The 13,111-nt window shown below is 32.8% G+C and carries 9 protein-coding genes; 4 read left to right on the top strand and 5 right to left on the bottom strand.

The window, feature by feature from the left end; genetic code table 11:
- Window positions 1–72: 72 nt before the first annotated feature.
- Together EI427_RS04845 and EI427_RS04840 are read right to left on the bottom strand one after the other, a co-directional pair.
- A complete protein-coding gene (locus EI427_RS04845) occupies window positions 73–2,442 on the bottom strand; it encodes a polysaccharide biosynthesis tyrosine autokinase (RefSeq protein ID WP_126612206.1) in 2,370 nt (789 codons plus the stop codon).
- A gap of 1 nt (window position 2,443) precedes the next feature.
- On the bottom strand, window positions 2,444–3,184 hold the full coding sequence (locus EI427_RS04840) for a polysaccharide biosynthesis/export family protein (RefSeq protein WP_126612204.1): 741 nt from the start codon (window positions 3,182–3,184) through the stop codon (window positions 2,444–2,446).
- A 2,022-nt stretch (window positions 3,185–5,206) separates the two neighbouring features.
- On the opposite strand from EI427_RS04840, the gene EI427_RS04835 reads away from it, so the two are divergent.
- Window positions 5,207–8,701: a hypothetical protein gene (locus EI427_RS04835; protein ID WP_155523278.1), complete on the top strand. Its 3,495-nt coding sequence runs from the start codon at window positions 5,207–5,209 to the stop codon at window positions 8,699–8,701.
- Between the two features lie 51 nt (window positions 8,702–8,752).
- On the opposite strand, the gene EI427_RS04830 is transcribed toward EI427_RS04835, so the two are convergent.
- The 3 genes from EI427_RS04830 to EI427_RS04820 form a co-directional block, all read right to left on the bottom strand.
- Entirely contained in the window at window positions 8,753–9,529 is a 777-nt protein-coding gene (locus EI427_RS04830; protein WP_126612200.1) for a hypothetical protein, read from the bottom strand.
- Window position 9,530: 1 nt separating this feature from the next.
- Complete coding sequence (locus tag EI427_RS04825; protein ID WP_126612198.1) at window positions 9,531–9,755, bottom strand: hypothetical protein; 225 nt, start codon at window positions 9,753–9,755, stop codon at window positions 9,531–9,533.
- A gap of 126 nt (window positions 9,756–9,881) precedes the next feature.
- Window positions 9,882–10,829, bottom strand: a complete 948-nt coding sequence (locus EI427_RS04820) for a D-2-hydroxyacid dehydrogenase (protein ID WP_205727899.1) — start codon at window positions 10,827–10,829, stop codon at window positions 9,882–9,884.
- Window positions 10,830–10,890: 61 nt separating this feature from the next.
- On the opposite strand from EI427_RS04820, the gene EI427_RS04815 reads away from it, so the two are divergent.
- The 3 genes from EI427_RS04815 (at window position 10,891) to EI427_RS04805 (ending at window position 12,988) form a co-directional block, all read left to right on the top strand.
- Window positions 10,891–11,394 carry a hypothetical protein gene (locus tag EI427_RS04815; protein ID WP_126612197.1) on the top strand — a complete coding sequence of 168 codons (504 nt, stop codon included), beginning with the start codon at window positions 10,891–10,893 and terminating at the stop codon, window positions 11,392–11,394.
- Window positions 11,395–11,396: 2 nt separating this feature from the next.
- Entirely contained in the window at window positions 11,397–11,807 is a 411-nt protein-coding gene (locus EI427_RS04810) for a thiol-disulfide oxidoreductase DCC family protein (protein ID WP_126612195.1), read from the top strand.
- 77 nt (window positions 11,808–11,884) lie between these two features.
- A complete protein-coding gene (locus tag EI427_RS04805; RefSeq protein WP_126612193.1) occupies window positions 11,885–12,988 on the top strand; it encodes a leucine-rich repeat domain-containing protein in 1,104 nt (367 codons plus the stop codon).
- Window positions 12,989–13,111 lie beyond the last annotated feature (123 nt).

Here is a 13,111-nt window from a genome sequence, read left to right as displayed (position 1 = left end):
TTGTTATTTTTTTATTGTTGTTAGATCAATCCTTAAATTTAATCTATTTAAGTTAAAAAGTGATATATTTATTTACTTTTCTAAATACGAAATGTAATCTTTTCCATAATAAGAGTACTGATAACCTCCTTTCTTACGCATATTAACATCAGTCATAAACAATGCCAATTTAATATCTTCTCCAGAAATTCCACTTAAAGACCTTTCCAATTGAGCCTTAGGTGTGTAATCCTGACGAATTGCATAACAAACTAGATCTGTATAATTCATTAATTTTCTAGAATCTGAAACAATTCCTACAGGCGCAGAATCAAAAATAACGATATCGTATTCTTCTTTTAATTCTTCTGACAAAGCTTTCATTTTTTTACTTTGCAGCAATTCTGTTGGGTTAGGCGGAATAGAACCCGACAATAGTACATCTAATTGAGGGTTATCCGTTTTCTGAATATATTCGTGCACATTATTACCTGCACTTAAATAATTAGATAAACCTACATTATCATTTAATCCAGGGAAAAAATCTTTTAAAACTGGCTTTCTTAAATCGGCACCAATTAATAGCACCTTTTTATCTAACGTTGTATAAAAGTTAGCCAAGTTAGCAGAGGTAACACTCTTTCCTTCTCCACTAATAGAAGACGTAAACAATAAAGAAAACTTCTCTTTGTCACCGATCAAGAACTGTAGGTTTGTTCTGAAATTTCTATACGTTTCTGCCGCTAAAGATCTTGTTAGTGGATCGATCAGTTTATCGAATTCTGCTATTGTAGAAATATTACCAATAAATGGTTTGTCCGTAATTTCTTCAATGTCTGACTCTTCCCTTACTTTCGTATCAAATAATACCTTAACATAATAAATACCTAAAGGAAAAGATAGTCCAAGAATCAGCCCTATTAAAACATTTAACTTTCGTTTCGGGAAGATAGGAAACTCACTAGGTTCTGGCACTGATAACATAGAGTAATCCGAAATAGTACTCGCTGCACGAATACTATACTCCGCTTGCTTTTCTAATAACAATTTAAACAATTGTTCGTGTGTTTCAAATAAGCGTTGATAATCCATTAATGTCTTTTCTTCCGATAACAACGTGTTTGTAGAACGAATAGATTTCTTTAATTCTCTATTTAGTTCTTCTAATTGTATCTTGAGTGCTTTTCTTGTACTAGCTACTGCTTCTGCAATTTTTATCTTTAATGACTTCATTGCTTTCTTACGTTCAACAGCCTCTTCTTGGTACAAGATAGATTTCTTTAAACGGACATTTGACAGAGCATCTTCCAATTTCATTTCTGAATACTTACTCAACATATCTGTTAACTGAGTACCCGAAATACCATACGCTTCTGGCATTAATACCTCATCTTTCATACCTCCTTTCATTTCTTCTAAGAGGTAATTACAATAACGTATACTTAATTCTAACTCGTTACGTTTTTCGTCTAATTTATAGATCTTTTCAAAGACTAATTCAGCCCCTCCAGATAATTCGGTATTCTGAGTTTTCAACTTATACACCTGATTGGCAATCAACTGCATAGAATCTGAAATGATCGAAAGTTGATCTTGAATAAACTGAGCAGATTGTTTTGTTGCAAAGTTTTTATCTCTAATATCTTGTGCTTGAACAGTTGATATTAAAGTAGATAAGATATCTATCTGTTTCTCAGGAATTTGTCCTTCTGTCTTTACCTGTATTAAGGGTAAGTCTGTGTTTTTCTCTCCTAAAATCCCAAAGTTTAAACTTTTACGAAGTCCTTTTGCTTCCGCATAAGGTGTTCTTATGGCAATTGATGGAGAAGGATAATAACTTAAGTCTATATTTTCTTTTTTGAGGGTAAAAACAAAACCATTAATTACATTTTTTTGATCAAATGTAAATTGTTTACCCTCAAAAAACTGAGCAATGGTATCTTCAGAAGATTGTAGTTCGAAGGTCTTTTGGTCTTCATTGACAACAACATCTAATGTACCGTCAAAGGGTCCCCAAGTAGATTTATTGTCATACTTAAGGGTAAAAGGTCTTTGTTTATACAGTTCATTGCTCTTTACAAATTTCTTTGAATAGTAATGTACATTCAAATCCAATTGCTTCACAACACTTACCAGTATTTCTCTAGAAGTAAAATATCTTTTTTCATATTCGATATTCAACTTACTAAACTCAGCTCCCATAGCATCTATAGGTAACATTGCCATAAAACTTGATGACGCTCCTCCTTTAGATTCGGTTGATTTCTTTACCAATTCAGTAGAAATAGACCAACGGTTGGTTTGCCATAAACTAACCGCAATTGAAATAGACAAACCAATACTCACGGAAAGTATCACCCATTTCCAATTCTCAAGACAAAGATAAAACCACTTCTTAAAATCTTTGATCGCTTTGTCTTCTGGATCTTGCTGAAAATTTGTATTGTTAGATGGAGTATCCATTTTATTTATTCACTGTAATTAAGGTAACAATAGAAACAATTGCAGCAGTAATTGAAGCTACTATTGATACATTTCTTTGGATATATTCTAATGTAGGACGACGTTTGATTGGTAAAATTACCAAGACATCTTCCTGCTGTAGATAGTAATACGGGCTTGTAATAAAACGCTCATCATTTAAGTTTAAATAAATGGTTTGCATTTGTCCGTTGACTTTACGTAATAACTTTACTTTTGCTCTATTACCAAATTCTTTTGCTCCTCCTGCTTTGGCAACTGCTTCTAAGACTGACATCTCTCTATTGTAAGTACCATAAATCCCTGGTCGCATTACTTCTCCTAAAACCGAAAAGCGGAAATTTAATAGTTTCACACGGACTGCTGGCTGATCCATCATATCCGTTAATATTCCTTTTAATTTTTTTTCTGCTTGGGTATAGGTTAATCCACCAAGTGCAACTTCTCCAATTAAAGGCAAATCTACAATACCATTTTCATCCACAGTATAGCCTAATAAACTACCCTGTTCTGGATGCTGAATATTTGCTATATTATTTCCTGCAACACTTTCTACATAAGCAAAAGGGTTATATTCAGGTGGGGTAACCGTTTTTACTTCTACCAAAATCTGATCAAAAGGGCGTAAAGTGTTTAAAGCCAATGCTACAGAAGGCACTTCTCTATATACGGAGTCGTAGGTAACTTCTTCCTTTAATTCCCCTTCATGTTTTAAGTAAGTCAACTTTTTATTTGACACACAACTTGAAAGGCAGTAGGTAAAAAATAGTATATAGAGATATTTATATTTTTCCAATTTGTTAATTTGTTAATTTGTTAATTTCGCTTAGAAAAAACTGTTGGCATTATTTAATGAATACACTTTGCATAAAAAACAACTATATCGTTCAAGCTCAAGAGTTTAAGATGTAATAGTTCGTTTGTTAAAAAATGCACAAGCTGTATTTCGTTCAAATGTACAAAGCTTGGGTGTAAATTAAAAACATTGCTGTTCTTCATTTTTTCCATTGCTGAAAAAACGAAGCAAAAAAAGCTAGTCTGTGAAGACAAAAGCTAAATTTATTTTGTTCAATCGGAGCAATTCAAACTCGGCTAAAGCCTTCAAACACTGAATTACTCTTGTCGATTTCACTTCATAAATTTTTGACGCTTTTGTCTTCAAGGACGTTTGGTGTTGATCTGTGTTTTGTTTTTCAATTGGGCTTGATGATACGTAGTCATTGATTTATATTCTTGTTGAAAATCAATGTTGCTTGTAGGGACGTTTTACTAAAAAACGTCCTTATCAATTGGAATAATACTGTAGGCCATAAATGATGTTTTTTGAAATGATTGCCTATCCATCAGCCAATGACTTCAGTCGTAGGTTAGAAAAATGTGAAAGTGGTTTAGGACGTAGCAATGCTACTTCCCTACAGAATATGTTTTTATGAAAATCGATATTGCTTGTAGGGACGTTTTACTAAAAAACGTCCCTCTCAATTGGAATAATGATGTAGGCCGTAAATAATGTTTTTGAAATGGATATCTATTTATCAACCCATGACTTCAGTCGTAGGTTAGAAAAATGTGAAAGTGGTTTAGGACGTAGCAGTGCTAACGTCCCTACTAGTTGTGTCTTTGTGAAAATCGATGGTGGTGTAGGGACGTTTTACTAAAAAACGTCCATCTCAATTGGAATAATGCTATAGGCCATAAATGATGTTTTTTTGAAATGGTTGCCTATCCATCAGCCCATGACTTCTGTCGTAGGTGAGAGAAATGTGAATGTGGTTTAGGACGTAGCAGTGCTACTTCCCTACTGAATATGTTTTAGTGAAAATCGATGGTGTTGTAGGGACGTTTTACTAAAAAACGTCCGTCTCAATTGGAATAATACTGTAAGCCATAAATGTTTTTGTGAAATGGTTACCTATCTATCAACCCATGACTTCAGTCGTGGGTTAGAAAAATGTGAATGTGGTTTAGGACGTAGCAATGCTACTTCCCTACAGAATATGTTTTTGTGAAAATCGATGGTGGTGTAGGGACGTTTTACTAAAAAACGTCCGTCTCAATTGAAATAACACTGTAAGCCATAAATGTTTTTTTGAAATGGTTGCCTATCTATTAACCATGACTTCTGTTGTGAATCAAAGAAATGTGAAAGTGGTTTAGGACGTAGCAATGCTACTTCCCTACAGAATATGTTTTTGTGAAAATCGATATTGATTGTAGAGACGTTTTACTAAAAAACGTCCGTCTCAATTGGAATAATGCTATAGGCCGTAAATGATGTTTTCTGAAATGGTTACCTATCTATTAACCATGACTTCTGTTGTGAATCAAAGAAATGTGAAAGTGGTTTAGGACGTAGCAATGCTACTTCCCTACAGAATATATTTTTGTGAAAATCGATATTGATTGTAGGGACGTTTTACCAAAAAACGTACATCTCAATTGGATTAATGCTATAGGCCATAAATGATGTTTTTTGAAATGATTGCCTATCCATCAGCCCATGACTTCAGTCGTGCGTTAGAAAAATATGAAAGTGGTTTAGGACGTAGCGATCCTACTTCCCTACAAATGTGTTAATGTGGAAGAAATGACACCTTCAAGCATGGGCATTGTAAAAATATTGGCACGGAAATAAAATATTATAATTTATGTTATCACCTTTACTATTTTATTTTCCAAGTATCCTCTTTATTTTTGATATCGGATGTAAAGCAAACACATCTGTTATCACTTTTTAAACTTCTGTATGTTGCAGTACTTCTATTGTCTTATCTTTTTACTTCTGATGGTGGCGCCGAATAGTATATTTGGGCAATCTTCTACTTTCAAAGAAAAGTGGGTGGGGATGGATGGTATGCAAATAGATACTGCTACAGTCTATCCTGCTTCTTTAAAAGTTATTGAGATTCAAGGGCCTTACCGTGTTATTACTCCTGTACTTGATTTAAAGGGAAAGGTTTGGTTTTTGGATGCGAATAATGACACCATTAGGAATAATAACTCTTTAGTAAAGATACAATATAGGATACTCCCCACTTATTTAAACGGTAAACAAGATCATCGTTCTCAGGCTATTTATGCTCAAGGTGGTTATGGTTTAGATCATAGTAATGATCAGTATGTTTTGGAGGTGCAAGAACAGCAGAAAAGGGAGGAGTTATTTTATGCGCCTAATATTCAGAAGACGGGTAGTTTAACAAGGGGTATTTCAATGGGGAATAGTCAGGATGTTTTTGTGAACTCTGCCATGAATTTGCAGCTTCAGGGAAATATTACGGAGGATGTGGCATTGACGGCTACCTTAACTGATCAAGATATTCCTTTTCAGCCTGAGGGGAATACACAGCAAATTCAAGATTTTGATAAGGTTTATATTGAGTTAAAGCATAAAAATGCTCAGTTGGCTGCTGGCGACATTGTAATGAAAAATGATCCTGGAGTATTTTTAAGGTACAATAAAAATGCTCAGGGGGCACAGGCTAAGGTATTTCTTGGAGATGATTCTTCTGCAGTAAAATCAGTTACTAAGGCGGGAATTTCTATTGCAAAAGGGCAATTTTATTCTGCTGATGTATCTCCTATTGATGGCGTTCTTGGTCCATATCGCCTTTTAGGGCCTAATGGAGAATCCAATATTGTGGTTATTGCCAATTCTGAGAAGGTATATATTGATGGTGTTTTAAAAGAGAGGGGTTTTGATAATGATTATACCATTGATTATAATTTATCGGAAATAACTTTTAATGAAAATATAGTCATTACGCAGTACACGCGTATTCGAGTGGATTATGAATATGCTACTCAATATTATAGTAGAACTATTTTTGAAGCGAGCCATCAAATGAAAGGCAAAGCTTGGGAGGGCTATTTTAACTTTTACCAAGAGAAAGATGATAAAAACAGTAGCTTATTCTATTCTCTGTCTGATGAGGACAAATATATACTAGCGGGTATTGGCGATAGTCTACAAAATGCTATCGCTCCAGCAATTGATTCTGTAAAAGTATATGATCCCAATAGAATTTTATATACGGCTGTAGATACTTTACAAAGTGATGGTACTCCTGTTCTTTGTCTTCGAAGAGCGAACGAAAATGACACACCATTGTATAGTGCAGGGTTTTCTGATATAGGGAATAATAGAGGAGATTATATTCTACAGGAAATCACTCCTTTTGGGCGAGTATATAAATGGGTTTCTCCAGAACAAGGAATTCGACAAGGACGGTATTTACCAGTAAGGCGTTTGGTAGCACCTAACAAAAAACAAATGATCTCTTTAGGTGGAAATATCCATCTTACAAAGCATGAAAGTATTGGTATTGAAGGAGCATTTTCTAATCAAGATCAAAATTTATTTTCTGATAAAGATGATGGTGATGATCAAGGAAAAGCAATTGCAGTAAATTTCACCTCTAAAGAAAGGGTACTTACGGATAAAATCAATATTTCTACTTTTGCCAATATGATGTATATTGATGAGAATTTCCGTCAAATTGATCGTTTTCGTTCCATAGAATTTGATAGAAACTGGTCGTTAAACTACGATAGCATTCCTTATAAAAATGAAGTCTATGTAAAAGGAGGAGTCACACTTACTGATGAGCGTAAAAGGTCTTTTTCTTATTCTTATGCTCACCGTGACCATGAAGATGTAATTTTTGGTAGACAACAAAATGCACAGCTCAACTACTCTCTTGGTCGTCTAAATTGGGATATCAAAGGTTTTGAGATGTCTGCAAACTTATTGCAAGAACAACAGCATTCTCAATGGCAACGACTGATTGCTCATACTTTTTGGAAAGGTGATTTTATTCAGCCAGGTTACAGGTATACCACAGATAAACAACAGACTAAGTATACCCAGACAGATTCTATTGCTTCTTCCTGGATGAATTACGAAGAACATTTTGCCTACATAAAACAAGGGGACAGCTTAAAATGGAATTATCAATTGAGTTTTGCCCACCGTGAAGACAATGCCCCAAAAGAAGGTGCATTACAAAAACAAACAGTAGCAGATACCTATAAAATAGATGTGGGTAAAACAGGTAGAAATGGAAAATTATCCGTTGGCTTAACCTATAGAAAGTGGACGGATTATTTCTCTTCAACGCCTTTAAATGAAGAAAGTATTCAAGGACGTATAGTTGGAGGCCTTAATTTTGGTCAAGGAATTGGTCGCCTGAACGGTACTTACACGGTTTCTTCTAGTAGAGAACTCGCAAGAGAATTTGTATATGTACGTGTAGAAGACGGTAGAGGTACGCATACATGGCGAGACCTTAATAACGATGGCATCAAAGATCAGAATGAATTTTTCTTGGCTCAAAACCCAGACGAACGACAATATGCACGTTTTTACACGCCAACAGATGAATACCTCCCTGCCTACCGGGCTACCTTAAATTTACGGTTAACATTAACCACACCAAGAAACTGGAAAAAAGAAATTGGCATTAAAAAGTTAGTCTCACGATTTTCAAATACCTCTGCACTCCTAGTCGACAAAAAATCATTAGCAGAAGATATCCTTGGGCGCTACTCACCTTTCCCTAACAGCACAGCTGCTAATGATATGTTGGCCTACAAATATTCACTAAGAAACACCTTATTCTTTAACAGAAGCAACCCCATTTATGGTGCTGATTTTAGAGTGGTAATACTAGAAAACCAACAACTATTAACTCAAGGCAGAGAAAATAGGCAAGACCATCAATATACATTAGGAGGAAGAATAAATTTAGGCAGAAAAATTACTTGTAAACTAGAAGGAACCCAACGTGATATTAATAGTGCATCAGATTACCTTTCTGATAGAAATTATACAATTGACGAATACAGTCTCCAACCCTCCATAGCACTTCAACCCTCAATATACATGCGTTTCACACTTGGCTATAAACTCAAAAGAAAAGAAGGTATCACAAGTGAAAACAACCTCTCTCAATATACTGACACTCAAGAAACATCACTAGAAGCCAAATGGAGTAAAGCATCCGCCTTCACTATCAGTACAAAAGCCAGTGCCATTTTCCAATCCTACACCGGTGAAGAAAACACAGCCATCGCCTACGAAATGCTCGATGCATTATCCGTCGGCACCAACTTTAAATGGAACGTATCCTGGACACAAAGCCTTTTTTCTGGTCTACAACTCAGAATGCAGTACGACGGCAGAAAATCTGAAGATACAGATATCATACATATTGGTAGTATGAACTTAACGGCGTTGTTTTAATCAAATGGTACACAGGGATTTAGAATAAAAGAACACAGGGGAATATATATTTTAATACCTTGCATTAAATCCAATAAAAGGATTACTTAACTCAATATTATTCTTCATTAAATAGTTTATATCAAGCTTAAAGGTTTGAACATAATTTAACTTACTGAAATTTTGTTCAATAATATATTTTTGAATTACTACTTTATAAATACCAAACTCATTATTAACTGAATCAATAATTATTTTGGTTGGCTTATGTGCCGAATAGTTAATTTTATTGTCATAATAAAATCTTTTATTATAGTTTCTGTTATAATTAAATTCTACTATTGTTGTGTCAAAATCATTAATTATTTCACCTAAATATGGTTTCATAATCTGATCTTTATATAGATAATTCATTGTAATTCCATTTGAGTATATTTCATTAATTCTTCGACCTTTTTCATCATAACTATTAGTTACAATTAATTCACTTTTTGGGTAATTTGAATAGAATAGAATACTCTTTCTTCTAGAGGTTTTAATACTATCTAACAAAGAATTACTGTAATAATAATGGTATGTAAGGTATTTACTTTTACCTTCGATACTAAGCCAATCAATATAAAAAGTATAGCCTTCTTTAATTTTTAAAGTACTATTTTCATACTCATAGAAAACATCGTTAACATCTTTTATTGTACGACCTACAGAATCAACATAAATTACATAACTTCTAACCTTTTTATCATTCAGTTCTTCTTCTATAAAGATTTTATAATATCCATCAGAGTGTATTTCATTATCACATGAAAATAACATAATAACAAATAATAATAAATAATATATTCTCATTTTAATTCATTGGATTGTTTAGATTGTATGTAGGTAGTATTATAGAATTGGCAAATTTAGTTGGAGGTGAAGGAATGTACTTATTATAATGGTAACCTCTAAATATAGCTCTTTGATCAGCAGGTGAATCAAAATAATCTCCTCCTGTTCCAAAGAAAAAAGAGATAAGATTATGTCCATGAGCTCCACGTATTGTATCATAAAAATCAACGCCTGATTTTCTCATTGCTCTTCCCCATAAAAATTGAGCTGCATGACTTCTATTGTAAATTACATTATGGTTTTCAAAAAAAATAAAATCACCTGATTCAATAACAAAACAAGTTACATCTTCACTATAATACTGCTAAAATTAATTCAATTTCATCTCTTTAATATTAGCATAAGTAATCTCCAATAATTTCTTTCTCGCTTCTTTGCTTGCCCATGCAACATGAGGAGATAATAATAACTTTTCTGGTGAGTTGATTTTCAATAATGGGTTGTCAAGAGGTGTTGGTTCTATTGCAAATACATCTATTGCAGCTCCTTTAATTTCTCCTTTATTTAGAGCATTAGCCAATGCAGGCTCATTTACTATGCCACCTCTCCCTGTATTAATCAAAATACTTGATTTACGCATTAAATTAAATTCATTTTCTCCTACAAAGTCAGCTGTTTTAACATTCAATGGAGAGTGAATTGAGATAATATCCGAGGTAGAGAAAAGTTCTTTTTTATCAACCAATTTATATCTTTCATTTCTTGCAATACCAGAGGTAGAATAATACACAACCTCTGCTCCAAAAGCGGTGGCAATTTCGGCTACTCTAGTTCCGATATTACCTAAACCTATTATTCCAAAACGTTTTCCTGCAATTTCTGAAAAGCTATTTCCAATCCAAGTGAATGAAGACTCTTCTGAATATTGACCAGATTTTACACGTTGATCGTAACTATAAATTCCATTTACTAAAGAAAGTAACATAGCAAACGTTTGTTGTGCTACACTTTCTGAAGAATAATTAACAGCATTTTTCACATTAATATTTAATGCTTTTGCTGCCAATAAATCTACATTATTTGTACCTGTTGCTGTAATGGCCACCAACTGCAAATGCTTACACTTAAGCATTATTTCTTTTGTGATTACAACTTTATTTGTAACAATAACACTTACATCTTTAACTCGAGTTAAAATTTCTTCGGGAGACGTAGAATCGTAGAAAGTAACATCTCCTAATTTTTTAAATTCTTCGAGTTGATCAACTACATCATTTCCTAATGTATTTGTATCTAAAAAAACTATTTTTGGTATCATATTTCAATTTTGATCTTGTAAATTGCAGTCAAATTAATACTAATCACCTAAAAATACGATCATGAAAGTTACTAGCTGGAGAAAATTTTCCAATCTATGGAAAGAAATCATCATTTTAAGTATTAAGGCTCAAGAAACTGAAACAGATACTAATGAAATTTTATCATTATTAGCAAAAGAAAAAGATGCTAAGGTAGTTTATAAACACCTTTTTAACGAAGACCTAACGTTAAACGATTGGCCTGATTTTACATTTTTCAATAGACTTATCGTTTTACAGAAAATCTATGCTGCAAATCTTCCTTTAGAAGAAATTGATCCTATTATGTATTTCCCCTTAATTAAAGAAATACATTTAGAAAACACACCAGTTGCAGAACTAGATGCATTAATGTTAACCGCTAGTCTAGAAAAAGTTTTTCTTAACGGATCTGAAATAGATGACTTAACGCCAATTTTTGAAGCGCCCTTAAAAGTATTGAACATAACAGGGTTATCTATCGAACAAAATCAGATTGATACTGTTCTATTAAGACACCCCAATTGTGAGGTAATTACAGGATAAGTATGATTGAAGAAAAAAAAATTATTCTTTTTGATGGAATATGTAATCTATGCGATCATAGCGTGCAGTTTATTATAAGAAATGAAAAAAGTGATATTTTTCAATTTTGTTCTTTGCAATCTGAAGAAGGTATGCATCTTTTAAAACACTATAATCTTCCACTTGATTATACTGACAGTATTGTCTTAATTTCTGAAAATAAGGCATTTACTAAATCAAATGCTGCATTAAAAATTGCTAAACATCTAAAATTTCCTCTATCAATTATCGCTTTAGGTAAATTCTTACCTGAAAAGTTCAATAATTTTTGGTACGATCTTATTGCAAAGTATAGATATAAACTATTTGGCAAAAAAACGGATACATGCGAATTGATTCATCAAAATAAAAAATATACCGCCTCCAATAAGTAGTTTATACAATATGATCTCGTTTTGTTCGTATTAAAAATACACAGGAACGAAAATTCAGAACTCTATATAATATAGTAATGATTACTAAAAACATTAAAAAAGGCTTTTTAGTCTTTATGATCTGCTTATTTGCTTCACCTTCTTTTGCACAAGATAATTTATCAATGGAATGGTGGAATGGTCTTGACAAATACTGGAAAGGCATATTTACATCTCAATTAATGTGGCAGGAAGATACTATGACAGAAGAAGGCTTGCAGAAAATTAAAGCACTTACTTCTATCAATGCCTCCGCTTATGATGATTATGGTGATGAAAGAATTATCACTACTTTAGAACCTATTGCTGCATTAACAAACTTAGAAGATATTGATATTTCTTACACTAGAGTGAAAGATTTGTCACCTCTAAAAAACATGCAAAATCTTAAAAGGTTAAATTTAGCGTATTCTAGAGTAAATGATTTAACAGCGTTAAATCATTCTATGACAATACATGAATTATTCCTTTCAGGCACAAGAGTAAAATCTTTAGCTCCTATTGCTAATATCCCTCTAGAAAGTTTAGATTTATTCCAGGACAAAGCATTCGAAGATTGGGCATCTATTTCTAATTTCAAAACACTAAAGTCTCTTTCTATTGACGAAACAAATGCGGAAGATTTATCTTTTGTGTCTTCTATAAAAGGGTTAGAAGAGTTAAAATTATCTTATACTAAAGTAGCTGATTTAACTCCAATAAAGAAGTTGAAAAAATTAAAGCTACTTCAAATTCAAAAAACTCAGATAGTTGATTTATCTCCTATCAAAAAAAGTAAAAATCTAGAGCATTTAAACATCAGTAATACAGCAATTACAGATATTTCTGCTTTAGCAAAACTAAAGAAATTACATACTTTTTACTTTTCGGATAGTAAAGTTTCTGACATTTCAGTTCTTTCTAATAGTATAGCAATGAATGAGCTAACATTCTCTAACACAGACGTTACAGATCTAAACTCTCTTTCTACATTAGAAAATTTAAGTATACTTATTATTACAGGAACTAAAGTAAAAGATGTTTCTGCAATGGTTGGTGTAAAATCTTTATCAATTATGTACTTCAGAGATACGCAAGTTTCTAAAGAAGATATTGATAAATTTAAAGTAGAAAGACCTAATGTAGAAACTGACTTTTTCTAGCATCTAAAAGCAAGCTTGTTTTACAACCTTGGAAAATCATATTACTTATCTTTTAAATTATATTAAGCCAATACTTAAGGCAGAATATTGATAAAAGAACATAAAAACGTCTTATTTCCCCTT

The sequence above is a fragment of the Flammeovirga pectinis genome, from assembly GCF_003970675.1.
In the GTDB taxonomy this organism is placed as follows: Bacteria; Bacteroidota; Bacteroidia; order Cytophagales; family Flammeovirgaceae; genus Flammeovirga; species Flammeovirga pectinis.
Note: the sequence above shows the minus strand (reverse complement) of the source record. Positions and strands in the feature narration are given on the sequence as shown.